Annotated in this window: 17 protein-coding genes; 11 read left to right on the forward strand and 6 right to left on the reverse strand. The window is 68.5% G+C overall.

Translation table 11 applies throughout. The features are described from left to right. Nucleotides 1-2 precede the first annotated feature (2 nt). Genes E5CHR_RS11650 through E5CHR_RS11660 form a run of 3 tightly spaced genes read left to right on the forward strand, consistent with a single transcriptional unit; the run spans nt 3 to nt 2,376 of the window. Nucleotides 3-992 (forward strand): hydroxymethylglutaryl-CoA lyase, encoded by a 990-nt coding sequence (locus tag E5CHR_RS11650; protein ID WP_162579823.1) that lies wholly within the window; start codon nt 3-5, stop codon nt 990-992. Continuing rightward, nucleotides 989-1,369 (forward strand): VOC family protein, encoded by a 381-nt coding sequence (locus E5CHR_RS11655; RefSeq protein ID WP_162579824.1) that lies wholly within the window; start codon nt 989-991, stop codon nt 1,367-1,369. The genes E5CHR_RS11650 and E5CHR_RS11655 overlap by 4 nt, the downstream gene beginning before the upstream one ends. Before the next feature lie 38 nt (nt 1,370-1,407). Continuing rightward, nucleotides 1,408-2,376, forward strand: coding sequence for a Bug family tripartite tricarboxylate transporter substrate binding protein (locus E5CHR_RS11660; protein ID WP_162579825.1), 969 nt, complete (start codon nt 1,408-1,410; stop codon nt 2,374-2,376). Nucleotides 2,377-2,397: 21 nt separating this feature from the next. Here the strand turns inward: E5CHR_RS11660 and E5CHR_RS11665 are convergent, their stop codons facing one another. Both E5CHR_RS11665 and E5CHR_RS11670 read right to left on the reverse strand, forming a co-directional pair. Beyond that, nucleotides 2,398-2,718 carry a hypothetical protein gene (locus E5CHR_RS11665; RefSeq protein WP_162579826.1) on the reverse strand — a complete coding sequence of 107 codons (321 nt, stop codon included), beginning with the start codon at nt 2,716-2,718 and terminating at the stop codon, nt 2,398-2,400. A gap of 167 nt (nt 2,719-2,885) precedes the next feature. After that, on the reverse strand, nt 2,886-4,724 hold the full coding sequence (locus E5CHR_RS11670) for a tannase/feruloyl esterase family alpha/beta hydrolase (RefSeq protein ID WP_162579827.1): 1,839 nt from the start codon (nt 4,722-4,724) through the stop codon (nt 2,886-2,888). A gap of 331 nt (nt 4,725-5,055) precedes the next feature. Between E5CHR_RS11670 and E5CHR_RS11675 the strand changes: the two genes are divergently transcribed. Next, entirely contained in the window at nt 5,056-7,728 is a 2,673-nt protein-coding gene (locus E5CHR_RS11675; RefSeq protein ID WP_162579828.1) for an excinuclease ABC subunit UvrA, read from the forward strand. 46 nt (nt 7,729-7,774) lie between these two features. On the opposite strand, the gene E5CHR_RS11680 is transcribed toward E5CHR_RS11675, so the two are convergent. The 4 genes from E5CHR_RS11680 to E5CHR_RS11695 form a co-directional block, all read right to left on the reverse strand. Further along, nucleotides 7,775-8,188, reverse strand: a complete 414-nt coding sequence (locus E5CHR_RS11680; RefSeq protein WP_162579829.1) for an acyl-CoA thioesterase — start codon at nt 8,186-8,188, stop codon at nt 7,775-7,777. A gap of 7 nt (nt 8,189-8,195) precedes the next feature. Next, nucleotides 8,196-9,209 (reverse strand): Bug family tripartite tricarboxylate transporter substrate binding protein, encoded by a 1,014-nt coding sequence (locus tag E5CHR_RS11685; RefSeq protein WP_443083114.1) that lies wholly within the window; start codon nt 9,207-9,209, stop codon nt 8,196-8,198. 25 nt (nt 9,210-9,234) lie between these two features. Next, nucleotides 9,235-10,836 carry an indolepyruvate oxidoreductase subunit beta family protein gene (locus tag E5CHR_RS11690; protein ID WP_443083069.1) on the reverse strand — a complete coding sequence of 534 codons (1,602 nt, stop codon included), beginning with the start codon at nt 10,834-10,836 and terminating at the stop codon, nt 9,235-9,237. A 72-nt stretch (nt 10,837-10,908) separates the two neighbouring features. After that, nucleotides 10,909-13,062, reverse strand: coding sequence for a thiamine pyrophosphate-dependent enzyme (locus tag E5CHR_RS11695; RefSeq protein ID WP_162579831.1), 2,154 nt, complete (start codon nt 13,060-13,062; stop codon nt 10,909-10,911). Between the two features lie 163 nt (nt 13,063-13,225). Here E5CHR_RS11695 and E5CHR_RS11700 point away from each other — a divergent pair, with 163 nt between their 5' ends. The 7 genes from E5CHR_RS11700 to E5CHR_RS11730 all read left to right on the forward strand — a co-directional run bounded on the left by E5CHR_RS11700 (nt 13,226) and on the right by E5CHR_RS11730 (nt 20,216). Then, entirely contained in the window at nt 13,226-14,134 is a 909-nt protein-coding gene (locus tag E5CHR_RS11700; RefSeq protein WP_162579832.1) for a LysR family transcriptional regulator, read from the forward strand. 123 nt (nt 14,135-14,257) lie between these two features. Then, entirely contained in the window at nt 14,258-15,232 is a 975-nt protein-coding gene (locus tag E5CHR_RS11705; RefSeq protein ID WP_162579833.1) for a FecR domain-containing protein, read from the forward strand. 61 nt (nt 15,233-15,293) lie between these two features. Then, nucleotides 15,294-16,166, forward strand: coding sequence for a c-type heme family protein (locus E5CHR_RS11710; protein ID WP_162579834.1), 873 nt, complete (start codon nt 15,294-15,296; stop codon nt 16,164-16,166). Between the two features lie 14 nt (nt 16,167-16,180). Then, nucleotides 16,181-17,695 (forward strand): serine/threonine-protein kinase, encoded by a 1,515-nt coding sequence (locus E5CHR_RS11715; protein ID WP_162579835.1) that lies wholly within the window; start codon nt 16,181-16,183, stop codon nt 17,693-17,695. Nucleotides 17,696-17,700: 5 nt separating this feature from the next. Further along, nucleotides 17,701-19,029: a type VI secretion system-associated FHA domain protein TagH gene (tagH, locus tag E5CHR_RS11720; RefSeq protein ID WP_162579836.1), complete on the forward strand. Its 1,329-nt coding sequence runs from the start codon at nt 17,701-17,703 to the stop codon at nt 19,027-19,029. After that, a complete protein-coding gene (locus tag E5CHR_RS11725) occupies nt 19,011-19,751 on the forward strand; it encodes a PP2C family protein-serine/threonine phosphatase (RefSeq protein ID WP_162579837.1) in 741 nt (246 codons plus the stop codon). Before tagH ends, E5CHR_RS11725 begins: the two co-directional genes overlap by 19 nt. 261 nt (nt 19,752-20,012) lie before the next feature. Next, nucleotides 20,013-20,216 (forward strand): hypothetical protein, encoded by a 204-nt coding sequence (locus E5CHR_RS11730; protein ID WP_162577773.1) that lies wholly within the window; start codon nt 20,013-20,015, stop codon nt 20,214-20,216. Nucleotides 20,217-20,245: the final 29 nt, after the last annotated feature.

The following is a 20,245-nucleotide window of genomic DNA, read 5'->3' on the forward strand; positions in this document are numbered from 1 at the left end:
ACATGAACACCGGCAACGGCACGCGCCTCTTCATCAACGAGGTCGCCACGCGCGACGGCTTCCAGATGGAAAGCCGATTCATTCCTACCGAGGACAAGATCGCGCTGATCGATCGGATGAGCGGCCTCGGGTACGCGAAGATCGAGGTGACCTCCTTCACTTCCGCGAAGGCCATCCCGGCGCTGCGCGATGGCGAGGAAGTCATGGGCCGCATCGCGCGCCGCCCTGGCGTGGTCTACACCGCGCTGGTGCCCAACCTGCGCGGCGGCGAGCGGGCGCTCGACAGCCGTGTCGAAGAGTTCAACGTCGTGATGTCCGCCAGTGAGACCCACAACCTGGCCAACCTGCGCATGACCCGCGCGCAGTCCTTTGCGCAACTGGCCGAGGTCATCGCGTTGGCGCGCCAGGCAAGGGTGCCGGTGAACGTCTCGCTGTCGTGCGTATTCGGCTGTCCGATGGAGGGCGAGGTCCCGCTCGAGGGCGTGCTGGGCTGGATCGAGCGCTTCGCCGAGCGGGGCGTGGCCGGCATCACGCTGTGCGACACCACCGGCATGGCGTATCCGACGCAGGTGCAGGACATCTGCGCGAGTGCATTGGCTCGCTTTGCTTCGCTGGACTTCACCGCGCACTTCCACAACACCCGCGCCATGGGCCTGGTCAACACCATGGCGGCGGTGGAAGCCGGCGTGCGCCGTTTGGACATGTCGCTGGGCGGCATCGGCGGCTGCCCCTACGCGCCCGGCGCCACGGGCAATGTCGCAACCGAAGACGTGGTCCACATGCTGCAGTGCATGGGCTACGACACCGGCATGGATCTCGACGGCCTCGTCGCCGCGGCGGCAACGCTCGAAGCGCTGGTGCAGCACGCGCTGCCGGCCCAGGTCTCTCGCGCCGGCCATAGGCTCACCCGCCACGCGCCACCTGCCGATTTCGCGGAGATCGTCGAGCGTGCGAAGGCGCGCGATGCAGGCACGAAGGAACTGCAGACATGATCGACCACCTGGACCACCTCGTGCTCACCACCGCCGACGAGGCTGCCTGCGTGCGCTTCTACGTCGAGGTCATGGGCATGGCGCTCGAGACCTTCGGCGAAGGCCGCAAGGCCTTCCGCTTCGGCAACCAGAAGATCAACCTGCACGTGAAGGGCCGCGAGTTCGAGCCCAAGGCGCAGGTCCCGATGCCTGGCGCGCTGGACCTGTGCTTCATCGCCACCGTGCCGCTCGACGAGGTGATTGCGCGGCTTCGCGAAAAGCAGGTGCCGATCCTCGAGGGCCCCGTGATGCGCACCGGCGCGGTCTCGCGCATTCGCTCGGTCTATGTGCGCGATCCCGATCTCAATCTCATCGAGATCTCGGAACTGAAGACCTGAGCACCACACCGTTTTCGCAATCGACAAGGAGACATGACATGAAACTCGCCCCCCGCCTGTTCGCGGCCTGCGCCGCATTCGCCGTGATGGCCTCGCACGCCGACACCTGGCCCTCGAAGCCCATCACCTTCATCGTTCCCACCGCGCCCGCCGGCTCCACCGACATCATGGCGCGCCTCGTCGGCGATCCGTTGTCGCGTGCGCTCGGCCAGCCTGTGGTGGTCGACAACAAGCCCGGTGCCAGCGGCAACATCGGCACCGAGGCCGTCGCCCGCGCCGCGCCCGACGGCTACACGCTGCTCATGCAGTACTCGGGCTACCACGTCGGCAACCCTGCACTGTTCCAGCAGATCAAGTGGAACCCGACCAAGGACTTCGTGCCGGTCGCGCTCGTGATGCGCGCCCCGCACGTGGTGGCGGTCAGCGGCAAGCTGCCCGTCAACTCGATGAAGGAGCTCCTCGAGTACGGCAAGAAGAAGGGCGATGGCGGCCTCAACTACGCGTCTTCCGGCAACGGCTCGATCCAGCATATTGCGGGCGAGCTGCTGTCGCGCCAGGCGAAGCAGCCGATGACCCACGTGCCCTACAAGGGCTCGGGCCCTGCAATCAACGACCTGATCGCGGGAAACGTCGACATGTTCATCACCACGCCGCCCTCGGTGATCGGTCATATTGCCAGCGGCAAGCTCAAGGCACTGGCGTATACGGGCACCCAGCGGCATCCGTCGATGCCCACGGTGCCGACTTCGGCCGAGGCCGGGCTGCCGGGGTACGAGGTGGATTCGTGGTTCGCGGTGTTCGCGCCGGCGAAGACGCCACCGGAGGTGGTGGCCAGGCTCAGCGCCGAGATCCGCAAGATCGTCGAGAGCGAGAGCTTTCGCAAGAAGGTGGACGACCAGGGCGCCTTTGCCGTCTACATGGACCCGCCCGCGCTGGGCAAGTTCGTCGACCAGGAGCTGGCGAAGTGGTCGAAGGTGATCAAGGCGGCGGATATCAAGGCCGATTGACCGGCGCCGCCGTCGGGCGATTCAGTGAGCTGCCACGGCGTCGGCGATGAACTTCAGCAGGTCGTGGTAGCCGGGGCCGAATTCCTGCGTGTCCACACCTGCCAGTAGCCGCAGGCTCCTTGCGCGCGCGCTGCCGACGACACCGCGCGTGGTGCGCACCGGCAGCTCGGCGTCGAGGTCGCCGTTGTCGTGCTCCGACATGCAGATCACGACGATCGAGCCGGCATGCAGCGCCAGGTCACCGCGGCGAAATGGCCGGCGCGCATCGGCAGGACGGAACACCAGCCTCGGAGCGCGCCGGGTGGTGGTGGCGGGCGATTGCGCGACGGTGGTATTGGCCATGAAAGTGCTCGCTGGGCGTGCTGTTGCTGGGATGGCTGCAATGGTCTCGCATAAAAGGGGGAGGACGGCCCTCCCGGCAGAGGAGAAGGCCATCGAACTGTGGCATTAGTCTCTACCGGACGCAAGAAATCGTCCGCCATAGGCCGCCGGTGCGCGCGGGAACCCCTTTACGAGCAGACATACGAGCTTGCAAGCCGAGGGTCGCCACCCGTGAGCGTGGCCTTTGTCGGATACATGCAGATCGGCCGGGAACTGGCCGGCGCGCTGCCGCTTGCAGGCGCCGAGATGTCGATGCGCTCGGGGGAATTGCCTTCTTCCACCCACAGCGTCAGCGCGAGGTAGAGCTGCGCGTTGGTTGGCAGCGGCGGGTTGGCGGCCGGGTTGGTGGTGCCGTTGCTGAAGCCGTGGGCCATGGCCGGGACCAGGAACAGCCGGTAGAAGTTGCGCGCCACTGTATTGCCGCCGGCGCGGGACGCCAGGCGTGTGTAGTAATTCACGGTGCCCTGCGGCGGAATCAACGTGTCGGCGAGGCCGTGGTAGACCAGCATCTTGCCGCCGCGCGCAGCGAAGCGGTCGATGTTCGGATCGTCGGTGTTGATGTTGGCAAAGGCGGGCTGCAGCGCGACGCCCTGGTCGAAAGCGTTGGAGAGGTCCGCATAGGACAGCGTCTTCCACCGATCCGTGCCATTGCCGGTGGCATTGATGAAGGTCGGCGTGGCCCACGTCGGGTTCTGCAGCTCCAGCGCCACCATGTCGGTCGCGATGGTGAAGGGCGTCGGGCCCGCCAGGCCGGCCATGTTGGTGCCGCGCGCCAGCCCGTACCAGCGCTGGTTGGCCGACGTGGCCGGCGCGGTCGAAAAGCCGTTGTCCGCGGAGGGGGAGGGCACGGAGCCGTCGCTGGTCTGGCCGTACCAGATCTTGTTCATTGCCAGCGCCTGCGCCGCGGTGACGCAACTGCCCGCCGGGCCCGTGCCGCCGCTGCTCGGGCACAGCACGGCCGAATCGAGCTGCGGGTCGTAGCGGCACTGCGATGGATCCGGGATGTAGCCCAGGTGCTGGTTGTTCACCACGTCGCACGCGTTGATGGCGGCATTGCCCATCAGCGTCAGCTGGGCTGCCGTGAGCGGCACGCCCGCGAGGTCGCGCTGGTAGACGATCTGCGGGTACAGCTCGGCAGTGATGAATTTCGTCCAGTTGATGGCCGGCGCGCCCGCCAGGATGCCGTCGAAATCGGCCGGATTGGCCTGTGCCTCCATGTGGCCCTGCCGGCCGCCGGTGGAGAAGCCGTTCCAGTACGAGAACTTGGGCGCCGTCCCGTAGAAGGCGGTGGCCAATGCCTTGGTCTTCACCGCCATCTCGTGGATGCCGCGCTGCGCGAAGTCGTTCCACAGCGGCCCGTTGACGGTGCCGTCGGGCCGCATCGCAAAGGAACCGCCGTTGGCCGTGTTGGCGTGGCCGGTGTCGGTGCTGGCCGAGACTGCGCCTTCCACCATGGCGGTGTCGGCCGGTGAGCCGGCGCTGCCGCCCGAGACGCCGGCCAGCGCAGTCAGCGAGGTGTGCACGCCGCCGGCCCAGCCGCCGCCGCCCTTGACATGCACCCGGCGATTCCACTTGGTCTCGCTGGGCAGCCACACCTCGATGCCGATGCCGGGCGAGGTCGAAGGCGCATCCGCCGGCCCAGGGTTGCCCGGTCCCACCAGCAGCTTCACGACGCAGACATCCGTGGTGGCAGTCGGCGTCGACGGCGTGGGCGTACCGGTCAGCAGCAGCGGATCGCCGGTCTTGAAGGACTTGACCAGCAGCACGCTGGTGTCGGCGTCCGGCTTGAAGCCGCTCTTGATCGAGTCGTCGCAGCTCAGCCTGGCTTGCCCCGGGGGAGGAAGAACCACGCCCCCGCCGTGCCCGCCGCCGCCGCCCCCACAGGCCGAAAGGCCCGCAGCCGCCATGATGCAAGCCACAAAGCTCGAAGTCTTGGCCCACCGCTGCGATTGAGTGCGTGTCTGCATGATGTCTCCTGTCGATGGGCTCCGGCTGTACAGGGAGCGGAGCGCCAAGGGTCATGCGCCGCAGAAGGTATGCGCCCGGTAGGACGAGGCCGCGACGCGCGAACGGCGGCCGCCTACGCCAAGACCCGTACGCTGAGATAACGAGGCTCACCCGGCCGAGCGCATGGTCCGCGCGCGCTGCCATGCCCTGGCTCCATCGCCAGGCCGCCCCTCCCTTCACGGATCAAACCGCGAAGCCGTCCGACTCGCCGTCAGGGCACCGGCCCGCGCCAAGCGACACCGGCCGCGCCATGCTGCGGGCGATGGCCGTTCGTGAAGCAAGGACAAACAGGTGAAGAACCCTGACGAGGTAAATCCGTCCGGCATCCCCGCGCGCGACCGCTTCGTCCGCGTCCGCGGCGCGCGCGAGCACAACCTGCGCAACGTCGACGTCGACATCCCTCGCGATGCCTTGGTGGTCTTCAGCGGGGTTTCCGGCTCCGGCAAGTCGTCGCTGGCTTTCGGCACGATTTACGCCGAGGCGCAACGGCGCTACTTCGAATCGGTGGCCCCGTACGCGCGGCGCCTCATCGACCAGGTCGGCGTGCCGGCCGTCGACGCCATCGATGGCCTGCCCCCTGCGGTGGCCCTGCAGCAGCAGCGCGGTACCCCGAGCGCGCGGTCCTCCGTCGGCAGCGTGACCACGCTGTCCAGCCTGCTGCGCATGCTCTATTCGCGTGCGGGGAGCTATCCACGCGGACAGCCGATGCTCTATGCAGAAGACTTCTCGCCCAATACGGCGCAGGGCGCCTGCCCGGCCTGCCACGGCCTGGGGCGCGTCTACGAGGTGACGGAGGTGTCGATGGTGCCCGATGATTCGCTGAGCATCCGCGAACGCGCCATTGCCGCCTGGCCGCCGGCCTGGCACGGGCAGAACTTGCGCGACATCCTCGTGACGCTCGGCTATGACGTCGACAAGCCCTGGCGTGAACTGCCCAGGAAGGCGCGCGACTGGATCCTCTTCACCGAAGAACAGCCGACGGTGCCTGTCTATGCGGGTTTCACGCCGGCAGAGACTCGCGCCGCGCTGCGCAGCAGGATGGAACCGAGCTACCAGGGAACCTTCATCGGCGCACGCAAGTACGTGCTGCATACCTTCGCGACCACGCAGAGCGCGTTGATGAAGAAGCGGGTGTCGCGCTTCATGGTCGGCAGCGTTTGCCCTCGGTGTCAGGGCAAGCGGCTCAAGACCGAGGCACTCGGCGTCACTTTCGCGGGCTACGACATCGGTGAGCTTTCACAGATGCCGCTCAGCCAGCTCGCGCGCGTGCTGGAGCCGGCGGCGCAGGGCAGGCTGGTGCCATTGGAGGGCAAGCAGGCCGTGCTCAGCCGCGCCGCCGCCCGTCGTGACACCGAGCGGCGAGTTGCTGCGGGCGGCGCTTCGCACGAGGCCGCGCCCGATGTGCGCCGCACGCCCAATCTTTCCGAGGAAAAGCGCATCGCAGCACAGCGCATCGCGCACGACGTGCTCGAGCGCGTGAGCACGCTTCAGGATCTCGGCCTGGGCTACCTCTCGCTGGACCGCAGCACCCCGACGCTCTCACCTGGGGAACTGCAGCGCCTGCGGCTGGCCACGCAGATCCGCTCGAACCTGTTCGGCGTCGTGTACGTGCTCGACGAGCCCTCCGCCGGTCTTCATCCCGCCGACGGCGAGGCCCTTCGCGTCGCGCTCGACCGGTTGAAAGCGCAAGGCAATTCGATCTTCGTCGTCGAGCACGATCTCGATGTGATGCGCCATGCGGACTGGCTCGTCGACGTCGGTCCCGATGCCGGCGAGCAGGGCGGCCAGGTGCTTTACAGCGGCCCGCCCGCGGGCTTGCGCGCAGTCGCGGGATCGCACACGGCGCACTATCTTTTCGCGGGGTTCCCGCGCCGGCCGCGAGCGCCCCGCCGGCCGCGCGGCTGGTTGCAGCTGGAGGGAATCACGCGCAACAACCTGCACCGGATCGATGTCTCTTTCCCGATCGGTGCCTTCACCTCGGTGAGCGGTGTCTCGGGTTCGGGCAAGTCCAGCCTGGTGAGCCAGGCCCTGGTCGAGCTGGTCTCCAGCCACCTCGGGCATGAGCCTCCGCCGCAGGAAGAGGAGGGCGACGAACTCGCGTCCGCCGCCGTAGGCATCACGGCCGGGCGCATCGCCGGCGGCATGGACGCCATCCGGCGCCTGGTGCGCGTGGACCAGAAGCCGATCGGCCGAACGCCGCGGTCCAACCTCGCCACTTACACCGGACTCTTCGACGCGGTGCGCAAGCTCTTTGCATCGACCCGCGCCGCCCGCGCGCGCCGTTATGACGCCGGGCGCTTTTCGTTCAACGTCGCCAAAGGCCGGTGCGAGACCTGCGAGGGCGAGGGCTTCGTCAGCGTCGAGCTGCTCTTCATGCCCAGCGTGTACGCGCCCTGCCCGGATTGCCACGGAGCGCGCTACAACGAGCAGACGCTCAAGATCACGTGGCACGACAGGAACATTGCCGAGGTGCTCGGCATGACCGTGGACCAGGCGCTCGGCTTCTTCGCCGAAGAGCCTGCAGTGGAACGGCCGCTGCGGCTGCTCCAGGCCATCGGCCTGGGCTACCTTCGCCTCGGTCAGCCCGCGACCGAGCTGTCGGGGGGCGAGGCGCAGCGCATCAAGCTCGCCACCGAGCTGCAGCGCGCGCAGCGTGGCGACACGCTCTACGTGCTGGATGAGCCCACCACCGGCCTTCATCCGGCCGATGTCGACAAGCTCATGGTGCAGCTCGATGGACTGGTGGAAGCGGGCAACACGGTGATCGTCGTCGAACACGAAATCCGCGTCGTTGCCGCGAGCGACTGGGTGATCGACATGGGCCCCGGGGCCGGAGGCGAAGGCGGGCGGATCGTGGCGGCGGGAATGCCGGAAGAAGTGGCGCGCGTCTCATCGAGCCGGACTGCGGCCTACCTTGCGAAGCTGCTCACTGCCGATCCGGCAGATGCCTGGCCACGTCGGTGAAGCCACGCCTGCGCAATTGCACCGCCCAGCTCCTTTCAGCGCCTCCTCACTCGCACAGCCGCCGGATCTCCGGCGGAATCGGCACGGCGCGGATGCCGCCGCCCTCGCGCTTCGCTGCGAAGATGCGCACCTCCTCGCATTCGAGGATCAGGTCTTCGCCGCGCTTGACGCGATAGGTCTGGAGAAAGCTCTTGTCGCGCCACTCGGGGATCGCCACGGCGATCGTGAGCGTGTCGCCATAGCTCGCACTTTTGACGAAGCGCGTGTGGGTGTCGACCAGCGGCGTGCCGATCACGCCCAGCGTCTGGGCCGTTTCCTCCCAGCGCGGCACGCCGCGCTCGGCAAAGAAGTGGCGCGAGGCCGCATCGATCCAGCGGAAGAAGTTCGGAAACCAGACGATGCCGGCCGGGTCGCAGTCGCCGAATTCGACGCGGACGGTGTAGAGGACTTGTTCGCTCATTCGATGATCAGTCGGCCAGGATCTTTCGTTCACGGATGATGGCACCGAAGCGCGCGGAGTCGGCCATGGCGCGGTCGTGGAAGGCCGCGGGCGTGCCCGGGACGGCCTCGCCGCCCAGGTTGGCGATGCGCTCCTTCACCGCCGGCGTTGCGAGGATGCGGTTGATCTCGCTGTTGAGCCGGTTCACGATCTCGGGCGGCGTGTGCGCCGGCGCGTAGAAGCCGAACACCGTGTCGGCATCGAATCCCTTGAGGCCAGTCTCGTCGAGTGTCGGCACGTCCGGGAACTGTGGCGAGCGCCTGGGGCTGCCGACGGCGAGCAGGCGCAGCTTGCCCGCGCGCACCTGGTTCAGCCCGATGCCCGGGTCGAAATAGAAATCGAGCTGGCCGGCGAGCAGGTCCTGCAGCGCAGGGGCGGCACCGCGGTAGGGCACGTGCAGCGCATACAGGCCAGCCTGGCTCTTGAACATCTCCCCGGCCAGGTGAGGCGAGCTGCCGGTGCCTGGCGAGCCGTAGGACAGCTTGCCGGGGCGCTCCTTCACATAGGCGATGAAGTCCTTGATGTTCTGCGGCGGCAGCGAGGGCTTGATGACCAGGAACACGAGCACGCGCGCCGCGGCGGCCACGGGCACCAGGTCCTTGGCCGGGTCGAAGGACATCTTCGGGTACAGATGCGGATTCACCGACACCATGCCGCCGGAACTCATCAGCAGCGTGTAGCCGTCCGGCTGCGCGCGGGCCACGTTCTCGCCGCCGATGTTGCCGTTGGCGCCGGCGCGGTTCTCGATCAGCACCGGCTGGCCGAGGGCGTCCTGCAGCGGCTGCGAGATCGCGCGCGCGATCGTGTCGGCGGCGCCGCCGGGCGGGAAGTTGACCACCACCTTGATGGGCTTGGCGGGCCAGCTGCCTTGTCCTTGCGTGCCTTGCGCGTGGGCGGTGGGTAGCGCCACGGCGCCGCCCACCATCAGCGCGAGCAGCGCGCGGCGCAGCGGCACAGGGCGGCGGTCTTCGGGTCTTGTCATCATCGGCGGTCTCCTTCTCTGTTGTTCATGAAGCCCTCGCGGGCGGGCGCTTCATCCATCGGATCGGCTGAGCCACGACCGGCCGCGCCGGCGCGCCGTGCCGAACGAGCGCGGCGTCGAGCGCCTTGCCGGCATCGTCGGCCAGCGCGGCCTCGCGCGCCGCGGCAATGGCGTCGGCGCGCGCCGCGGCGGAAGCGCCGGGCAGCTCGGCCAGATGGCCGATCACGTGCAGCAGGTTCTGCTTGCCGCGCTCGTTGGTGCTGCCGTAACCCTTGATGAGCCGGCCGCACAGCGCGATCTCGTGGCCCAGGCGCCAGTCGCCGCGCGTCCCCTTCAGGACGGCCGCGAGCCAGCGCTCGATCAGCGACTGTTCCTCGGCGAAGCGGCTGCCGCGCCGGCGCAGCCAGCGCAACGAGGCCAGCACCCGCAGCGACGCCATGCCGAAAACCGAGTGGCTGCCGACCTTCAGCGGCAACGCCCAGGGCGCCTTGCGGCGCCGGTCCCAGGCGGTCAGGCGATGGGCGAGGGGAGCCGGAAGCAGTGCCGCGAACTCCGGCGTGCCCGGCTTGAAGTGGTCATAAACCTTGACGATGTCCTCGTCCCCGGCCCGCACTTCGCGCCTCACGCGCGCTGCGCGGCTCCTGCGGCTCTTGAGCTCGGCCACCCGCACGATGTCGTCGAAGGCCATCCACAGCGCGAGCCAGCGCGCCATCTCGTGGGTGATGGCGTACCCGTGGGCACCGGCCGGGTCGGCCGCGCGCTCGGCCGCCAGCACCTGCTGCAGCCGCTCGATGTAAAGCTGGGCATAGGAAGCGTCCTGGTAGTCGAGCACGCGGGCGTAGCCCAGCGCCAGCAGCCCCTGCACCTGCGGAGGGAACCGTTGCGCGACTGCATGCGGCAGGGCGTGGGGAGCGGGTTCGTCCTGCGCGGTGGTGGCGAGCAGCCGGCTCACCATCGCGGCCTGCTCGCGCGGCGCGCGCACCGTCTCGAAGGCCTGCGCGAAGCCGCGAAGGCTGGCCGCTGCCATCTTGCTTGCCTTCTCGGGCGCGGTCCCTGCGCGCACCACGTGCTCGTAGGCTTCGCGCGGGAAGGGAAACAGCCCACTGCCCGCGACCGCACCCAGCATCACGGCGCTGACCACCGTGCCGGCCTCGCGTGCCACCGTTGCCATGTCGAACACGTGGTGCTCGCGGCTGAAGGCCTTGACCACGTCCAGCAGCCGCTCGCTGTCGGCGCGTCCGTCGCCCAGCGTCATGCGCTCCGCGGTCGTCAGCGTTCGGCCCGAGGAGCTGATGACGAGAGTGCGGCCCGGCGCGCTCATGCCGTTGCCGATCTGGCGAGCCGTCTCGAGCAGCTCGGACGAGACGATCGCATCCAGCGTTCCCGGCACCGGGCTCAGGCTGAACACCGGCCGCCGCCCGCCGAGTTCGGCCACCGGCACCGGAAACACCTCGATGTAGTAAGTGGTGGCCCCGGTGCGTTGCGCGACCCCGGGAATGGACGTGCTCTGGGCGGCATAGCCGGCGTGCCGAGCCGTCTCGACCAGCCATTCGGTGAGCACCCCTCCCCCTTCGCCGCCGAGCGCGCAGACCAGCAGGGTGATCGGTTGTGTCGTATGGATATTCATCGTGTCAGCAAATCATTTGGTGGGACAGCATCCGCGGAGCCGCGGGTGCCTTCGCAGAGGTCTCGGGAAGCCTCACGCAGGCTGCAACGCGCGCACCACTGCCGAGCGCAGCGAATGCATCAGCCGCTCGTGCCACTTGGGGTTCTGCACCACCTCGGCACGGTAGAAGCTGGGACACAAGGTGGCTGCGTGCGCGTTGGCGCCGCACAGCCCGCAGCCCACGCAGCCGTCGATCACCACCGCGACCGGGTCGACCTTCAGCGGGTCCGGGTTGTCCTTGATGGTGAGCGTGGGACAGCCCGACAGCCGGATGCAGGCGTGGTCGCCGTTGCATACATCCTCGTCCACGCCGTACTTTACCCGCACCACGCGCTGGCCCTTCTTCAGCAGGCCGGCAATCCACGGCTTGATGCGGCGCTGGCGCTCCAGCTGGCATTCGCCCTCCGCGACGATCACCTTGAGCCCGTTGAAGTCGGTCGTGAAGGCCTCGTTGAGCGTGGTGCGCATCGTGTCGACGTGGTAGGTGTGCACGGTGCGCAGCCACTGCACGCCCAGGCCCTTCAGCGTCGATTCGATGGTGTTGTTCTTGTCGACCAGGCTCTGCTGCTTGTCGACCGCGCGTTCCTTCACCTCGTCGTCGGGCGTGGAGATGATGTCCTGCGTGCCGGTGGCCGAGGTGTAGCCGTTCTTGAAGATCAGCAGCACCGCGTCGTCGCCATTGAACAGCGCGCTCTGCACGCCGGTGAGCAGCCCGTTGTGCCAGAAGCCGCCGTCGCCCATGATCGACAGGGCCCGGCGCTGCATCATCGGGGACACGCCCGCGCGGCTCGCCAGGCTCATGCCGTAGCCCAGGATCGAATGGCCCATCGAGAAGGGCTCGAAGGTGCCGAAGGCATGGCAGCCGATGTCGGCCGCGATGTGCACCGGCCCGCTGTCCTGCTGCGCCAGCTTGAGCGCCGCGAACACCGGACGCTCGGGGCAGCCGATGCAGAAGCTCGGCGGGCGCGCGGGCAGCGGCGCGTCCAGCTTGGCCGCCACCGCGGCGCGGCGCTCGCGGTTGCCGGTGAGCCAGGCCTGGGCCGAGTCGTGCCCGTGCTGCGGCAGGTAGCGCTGCGCGAACTGTGCCAGGCCGGTGGCCAGCACTTCCACCCCGTACTCGCCCGCCGCAGGCAGGAGGTCGCAGCCGTGCAGCGGCGTCTGGATGTCGCGGCGGCGCAGCAGCGTCGCGATCTCCTGCTCGATGTACTCGGGCTGGCCTTCTTCCACCACCAGCACCGCGCGCTTGCCCACGCAGAAGTCGGCGACCTGCTCGGGCACCAGCGGGTAGGTGACGTTGAGCACCAGCAGCGGAATGTCGGTGGTGCCGAAGGCATCGGCCAGGCCCAGCTGCTGCAGGCTGCGGATCAGCGCGTTGTAGAGGCCGCCCTGCACGATCAGGCCCAGGTCCCCGTGCTTGCCGGGGATCAGCTCGTTCAAGCCCTGTTCGGCGATGTAGCGCCGCGCCGCGGGAATGCGCTCCTCGCCCTTCAGCTTCTCATGGCGGAAGGTCACGGGCGGATGCGCGAGCCGCATGTAGTCGAAGCCGGCCGGCTCCTCCATCAGCGCGCGCGTGGAGACCGCGGGTGGCAGGTTGTCCCGGCACTCGAAGCTGCCGCGCACATGGCAGGTGCGGATGCGCAGCTCCATCATGCAGGGCATGTTGGAGGTCTCGGACAGGCGGAAGCCGTGTTCGACCATGTCGACCATGCGGCCCAGGTCTGGCCGTGGGTCGAGCAGGCACATGCCGGACTTCAGCGCATAGGCATGCGTGCGCTCCTGGATCACGCTGGCGCCTTCGCCGTAATCCTCGCCCACGACGATCAGCACGCCTCCCTTGACGCCGGGAGACGAAAGGTTGGACAGCGCATCGGCTGCCACGTTGGTGCCAACGATGGACTTCCAGGTCACCGCGCCGCGCAGCGGGTAATGGATGGAGGCGCCGAGCATGGCCGCGGCCGAAGCCTCGTTGGAGCACGCCTCCACGTGCACGCCGAGCTCGTCCATGTAGGGCTTGGCCTGCACCATCACGTCGAGCAGGTGCGACACGGGAGCGCCCTGGTAACCGCCCACGTAAGCCACGCCCGACTGCAGCAGGCCCTTGGTGATGGCGAGGATGCCCTCGCCGTGAAAGGTGTCGCCGGCGCCGAGGCGCAGCGCCTCGATCTCCTTGCTGAATGAAACTTCCAAAACGCTTCTCTTTCTCTGTTTGATTCGTGGGGAGGGCTGGCCGGGGACAAGGGCCGGCAATTCAGACCTCCTGAGGACCGTGCGCGACCGGGCCGCTGCGACGCCGGCTGGCAGTGTGCGAGCCGCCGCACCAGGCATCAATAAAATATTCGTGCTATCCGATATGAATGCTATGCATATAGACGCCATCGACCTTAACCTGCTGCGTCTCTTCGACGCCGTCTATCGCGCCCGCAGCGTGAGCCGCGCGGCCGACGCGCTGGGCCTCACCCAGCCGGCGGCCAGCCATGGCCTGGGCCGCTTGCGGCTGCTGCTGAAGGACGCGCTTTTCACCCGCGCGCCGGGCGGTGTCGCACCCACCCCGCGCGCCGAGCGGCTCGCAACCGCCGTCCAGTCGGCGCTGGGCACGCTGGAGGAGGCGCTCAATGAATCCGACCGTTTTGACCCTGCTGCGTCGCGCAAGACCTTTCGCATCCACATGAGCGACATCGGCGAGAGCCGCTTCCTCCCGGCGCTGATGGCGCGCCTGGGCGCGCTGGCCCCCGGCGTGCGGCTGGAGACCCTGCCCTTCGCGCCCAACGAGGTCGCGCCGGCGCTCGACAGCGGCCGCGTCGACTTCGCTTTCGGATTCCTGCCCAAGGTGCGCGACACGCAGCGCATCCTGCTGTTGAAGGACCGCTACATCGTGCTGCTGCGCACGGGCCACCCCTTCTCGCGCGGGCGACGCAGCGGCCAAGCCCTGCTGGAGTCGCTGCAAAAGCTCGAGTACGTGGCGGTGCGCACGCACGCCGAGACCCTGCGCATCCTGCAACTGCTCAACCTGGAGGACAGGGTGCGCCTCACCACCGAGCACTTCATGGTGCTGCCGGCCATCGTGCGCGCCACCGACCTGGCGGTGGTGATGCCACGCGACATCGCGCGCGGCTTCGCCGAGGAGGGCGGCTACACGATCGTCGAGCCGGCCTTTCCGCTGCGCGACTTCGCGGTCTCGCTGCACTGGAGCAAGCGATTCGAGGCAGACCCTGCCAACACCTGGCTGCGGGGAGTGATCAGGGAGCTGTTCTCGGAATAGGCTGTACCGACGTTCTATATCGCTTGTGCAGTCCCAAAGACGGTCGCGCGGGATAACAATCGACGCTGCTTCATCGGTTGATCACCGGGTTCAGTCATGCCAGCTGGCGGCAGGGAGTACGTCTTGCGGCTCACCAAGGTTTTGTTCAGGTTGGTCCTGTCGGTCGCGGCTTTGCTCGTGTTGTCGCCGGCGTGGGCGCAGTCCGCCAGCATCGTCGGCATCGTCGAAGGCGGCGCCACGCTGATCCGCCAGACCACGCGCTACACGCTTGCCGAAGGCGTGGCCTTGAACGAGCAGGACATCATCGAGACCGGCCCGGGCGCCTTCGTCCAGATCGAGCTTCCGGGGCCCGTGCTCGTGGGCCTCGGCGAATCAACGCGCCTGATGCTGCGCCCGCGCGTGGGCAAGGGGCTCGCGGCGACGCCGTTGTACCTGCTCCAGGGCTGGGTCAAGACCAGCAGCGGCGGCGCCTTCGGCTATGCAAGCCCCGCCTTCGAGATCGCGACCCAGGCCGCCAGCACGGTGGTCTACACGAACGGTGCGCAGTACGAGGTGTTCGTCGAAAGCGGCACGGCCAAACTGACGCTACGGGACAGCCCCCCTTCGACCTCGCAACTGTCCGGCGGAGATTTCGCGCAACGGCGCGAGGGCGCCACGCCGACGGTGGCGCGGCGCGCACCGCCCGAGTTCCTTGCCAGGGTGCCGCGCCAGTTCCGCGACCGCCTGCCCGCGCGCGGCGAGCAGTTTGCAAAGCGCCCGGTTGCACCGAAGCCCGTCGGCGAGATCGCCTACTCCGATATAGCCGCCTGGCTGCACACCGAGGCGGCCTTGCGTCTTCCGCTGCTGCCGCTTTGGCGCCCGCGGGCTGCGGCTGATCCGGCCTTCCGCGCTGCGGCCAAGGCGGAGCTGCCGCGGCACCCCGAGTGGGAGCCCTACGCAGACCCCGAAGGCTATGCGCGGCGCATGGCCGAAGAGGCCGAGCGCCGCCGCGCCCGGGAGGCGGAGCGCCGGCGCGCCCGAGAAGCTGCCGCCGCCGCAGCAGCAGCAGCAGCGGCAGCGGCAGCAGCAGGGTCCAGCGGCGGGGCGGGCAAACCCTGATGAACCATCGCGCGCTCTGCTGCAACTCAAGCGTCACGGACAGCCAGGACTGGAGAACCTCATGCGCCTTCTATTCAAGTTCAATCTGATCTTCCTGGTGGTCTTCATCGCGGGGGTCATCGGTGCCGGCAAGGTGTCCTACGACCTGCTGCAAAGCAACGCCAAGGAGGAGGTGCTCAACCACGCGCGCCTGACGATCGAAAAGGCCTCGGCGGTGCGCACCTACACCAACGACCAGATCCGACCGCTGCTCGAGACGCAGATGAAGTACACCTTCCTGCCCCAGACGGTGCCGGCCTATTCCGCGACCGAAGTGCTGGCGACGCTGGCCAAGAGCTTCCCCGACTACACCTACAAGGAAGCGACCCTGAACCCGACCAACCCGCGCGATCGGGCTGCCGACTGGGAAGCCGACATCGTGAACCGCTTCCGCACCCAGGGCGACAAGAAGGAGTTTGTCGGCGAGCGTGAGTCGGGCACCGGGCGTTCGCTCTACATCGCGCGCCCGCTGCGCATCACCAATGCCGCCTGCCTGGCCTGCCACAGCACCGTCGAGGCGGCGCCGCGAACGCTGATCGACAAGTACGGCCCGGCCAACGGCTTCGGCTGGCAGCTGAACGAGGTGATCGGCGCGCAGGTGGTGTCGGTGCCCATGGCCGTGCCGCTGGCGCGTGCCGAGCAGGCGTTCAAGGTGTTCATGGCTTCGCTGATAGGGATCTTCGTCGCCATCGGCATCGTGTTGAACCTGATGCTCTACCTGCTTGTCATCCGGCCGGTGACGGGGCTGTCGAAGCTGGCCAACCGCGTCAGCCTCGGCGAGCTCGACGCGCCGGAATTCAAGACGCATGGCCGTGACGAGATCGGCATGCTGGCCCAATCGTTCGCGCGCATGCGCCACAGCCTCGACCACGCCATCAAAATGCTCGAGACCTGAGGCCAACCGCTGCAATGTCCGCACCCATCCCTTCCCATGTCGGTCCATACCCCATCCGCGGCGTGGTCGGCTCGGGCGCGATGGGGATGGTGTACCTGGCGCACGACCCGGCCATCGACCGGCCCGTGGCCATCAAGACGATCCACCGCCGCCTGCTCGAATCGAGCGACGACGATCCGAGCGTGGTTGCCCGATTCCGCGTGGAGGCCAAGGCGGCAGGGCGCCTGACCCACCGCAACATCGTGCCGGTGTACCAGTTCGGCGAAGACACCGACTGCGCCTACATCGTGATGGAATACGTCGCCGGGCGAAACCTGCGCGACTACATCCATGCGCCGCGCAAGCTTGACGTGCCGCAGGTGCTCTGCCTCATGCTGCAACTGCTCGATGGCCTGCACTACGCCCACGAGCGCGGCATCGTGCACCGCGACATCAAGCCGGCGAACCTGCTGGTTGCCGACGACGGTCGACTCAAGATCACCGATTTCGGTATCGCGCGGACCGAGTCATCGAACCTCACCCGCGGCACTTCCGTCATCGGATCTCCCGGCTACATCGCTCCCGAGCAATACACCAACAGCGACGTCGACCGGCGCGTGGACGTGTTCTCGGCAGGCGTGCTGCTCTACCAGATGCTCAGCGGGGCGACACCCTTCGTCGGCACGGACGAAGCGATCATGTACAAGATCGTCTACGAGCCGCACAAGCCGTTGAGCGAAGTGACGAACGACCCCACGCTCGAGCCTATCGATGCGGTGCTCGACCGGGCGCTGGCGAAGGACCCGGCGCAGCGCTATGCGAGCGCTTTGGCGATGAGGACCGCGCTGCAGGCGCTCGCCACCGAGGCCGTGCCGGATGTGCTCCCACCGGCCGTCCTGCTCGCGCCCAGGCTCAAGGGCGTCGACCCGACGCCGGCCGCAGGCAAGGAGCGCGACCCGTCGACGCCCTCCAAGTCCGGGGCTGCATCGGCCCCGCCGGCCATCGACCCGGCGACCACGCCCCTGACGCCCTCGAAGCCGATGCCCGTCACCGGCCCGCCTTCGGTCCCCGTGCCCACTGGATGGGACAGTGCGGCGCTGGCCGATGTGGAGCGCGAGCTGGCCCAGCATGTCGGTCCGGTGGCGCGCGTGCTGGTGCGGCGCGCCGCGCGCGGATTGACCTCGCTCGGCGCCGTCCGCCAGGCGGTCGCCGGCGCGATCGACGATTTCGAAGCGCGCGAGCGTTTCCTGGCGAAGGGCGGTGCGCCGCCCACCCGGACCGGAACGGGGCTCCCGTCGGCGGGCACGCAATCGAGGTCCACCCACGCAGGGGGCGAGGCGCCCGTTGGCGCGCCGCTTCGCGATGGGGACGTCGACAAGGCGGCCACCGCGCTCCTGTCCTCGCTCGGACCCATCGCGCGTGTCGTCGCCAAGCGCTGCGCCGCGAAATCGCAAACCCGCGAGCAGTTTGTTGCCCAGGTGGTCGAGCAGCTCACGCCGGGCATGGATGCCCGGCGTGTGCAAGCCGACCTGTGGCGAGCCTTCGGCTGAATGCCGTGATCGCGCTGCGTGTCACGCGCCGCCCCGGCGCCATCGAACCCGATGCGACGGCGCTTGCGATGCCGCCCGAAGGCCTCACGATCGGCCGCTCCGTTGATTGCGCACTGGTGCTGTCCGACCCATTGCGCCTGGTCTCGCGCCAGCACGCGCAAGTGATTGCAGTCGGCCAGGCCGCCCGCGTGCGCTGCATCAGCAGCAGTGCGCCCTTGTGGGTCAACGGCATGCAGCTCGATCCGGGCAGCGAGCGCGCGCTGATCGTGGGCGACCGCCTGCGCATCGGCGGGTTCGAAATCGCGGTCGAGCCCGCGGCAGCGACGGCGGCGCAGCGCTCGCGCCTGGACCGCTGGTTCGACCTGGAAGATGCGCCCGATCCGCTCGCGGCCGAATCCCCGTTGCCCGCCCTTGCGGCTTCGCCGGAGGCGGAGCCGGCGACACCCAGCGCGGTGGTGTCGTGGCAGACCAGCCGGCACGTCGTGCGCACCGGCGCGCCGATGCAGCCCAGCGCGCACCCAATGCCGCCGGCACCGGTACCCGCAGCCGATGCAGCCGATGCAGCTGATGCAGCTGATGCAGCCGATTTGACGGCACCCACACCTCTTTCGGAAGCGCCGCCGCCGCCCGCTGCCAGGCGAGGCGATCGCCGGCCCGCAGACCTGCCGCCCGAGCTGCACGAGCTCGCAGCGGCCTTCTGCCGCGGCGCCGGGTTGGGCCCCGAGGCTGCGCCGCTCACGCCGCAATGGATGGAACACCTCGGCGCCTTGCTGCGGGCCACGGCAGAGGGCACGCTCGCGCTGCTGCAAAGCCGCGCCATCACCAAGCGCCAGATGCGCGCCGAGGGCACGCGCATCGCGCCGCGCCAGAACAATCCGTTGAAGTTCTCGCCCGATGCGACCGAAGCGCTGAGTCGAATGCTGCAGCGCGAGGCGAGCCCCGGCTTCCTCGACCCGGTGGCGGCGCTGCACGACGCGCATCGCGACCTGCTGGTCCACCAGGTCGCGATGGTGGCCGGCATGCGGGCGGCGGTGTTCGAGCTCTTCTCTCGGCTGGGCCCCGAGGCGGCTGAAAACGGGGAGGGGCCGGCGCACGGCATTTCGCGCCTTTCCTTGGTTCGTGCCGCAGCGCTCTGGCATCGCCATCGCATGCAGCACGCCCAGTTGCTCGAGCACCTGGACGATGACTTCCAGACCATCTTCGGACGCGAATTCCTGCGCGCCTACGAGGCCCAGTCGCGCCTGAATGCCGATGCTGGCACCGACGCCAACCGCGACATTGCCGGCAACCCGGGCCCCACTTCGACGGAGGCGCCATGGCCGGGCGCGCGCTGACCGTTTCCGTCGCCGCCCTGTCGCACACGGGGCAGCGCGAGTGCAACGAGGACGCCTTCGGCTATTGGGAAGGCGCGGGTTCGCTCGTCGCCGTCCTGTGCGATGGCGCAGGGGGCCATGGCGGCGGCCAGACGGCATCGCGCGCGGCGGTGACGCATGTGCTGGAAGCCTTCGCGCTTCACCCCGAAGTCAGCCTGAACGCGCTGCAATGGCTGGTCCAGGGCGCCAACGACGCCGTCGTCGCACAGCAGGTCGGCGGCACCCTCACGGCCGACATGCGCACCACCATCGTGGTGCTGCTGCTCGATCTCCACAGCGGCGCGGCGCTCTGGGCCCACGTCGGCGACTCGCGCCTGTACCGCTGGCGCGATGCCCGGTTGCTCGGGCGCACGCGGGACCAGAGCCTTGAACAGCGCTTGCGCGACGCGGGCCTGAGTGCGGCCGGCGCCAGGTCGGGGCAGCTGACGTCGGCGCTCGGCTCGCCCGAAGGCTTCGACTTCGAGACCCTCGAAGCCCCGCAGATGCTCGCGTCCGGCGATGCGCTGCTGCTGTGCACCGACGGCCTCTGGTCGGCCTTCGACGAGCAGGCGATGGCGTGCAGCTTGCTCGGCTGCAGCGGCGTGCAAGCCTGGCTGGATCGCCTGGAGGCGGGCGTGCAGCAAGCCGGACGCAGCGACCAGGACAACTATTCGGCGCTCGCGGTCTGGTGCGCGGCGGGTTGAACCGGAATTTTTTCGAGGATCGCGGACACATTCGAGAGCGTGTGAGATTGGCAACTCGCGTGTATGGCGCGAGCAGGTAACCATCGCGCGACAAAAAGCGAGTTTTGGTTTCTTGCGCTTCGACTACAGTCCGCCGCATCCAAAAAAAAGGGAGCTTCCCCAGTGAATAAAAAGACCGCTGCATTGCCAGCGCACGCATCGACATCGCGCGCAGCGATGCCCTTCGATCGCCAATCCGATCGCCATGTTTCGGCTCGATTCTTGAGCCGCACAGTCTTCGCCGCTTGCCTGTGCGCCGCCGCGCTCGCAGGCGTTCCCGCGCAGGCGGGTTCCGTGAGCTACACCTACGACGCCCTGGGCCGCCTGGCCAGTACCGTCTACAGCGACGGCACCTCCACCACCACCATCACCTACAGCTACGACGCCGCAGGTAATCGAACTTCGGTCGCGGCCACCTCGTCGTAGCCCGCCGGTTCCCGCTGCACGCCCAGCGT

The sequence above is a fragment of the Variovorax sp. PBS-H4 genome (assembly GCF_901827205.1).
Lineage (GTDB): Bacteria > Pseudomonadota > Gammaproteobacteria > Burkholderiales > Burkholderiaceae_C > Variovorax.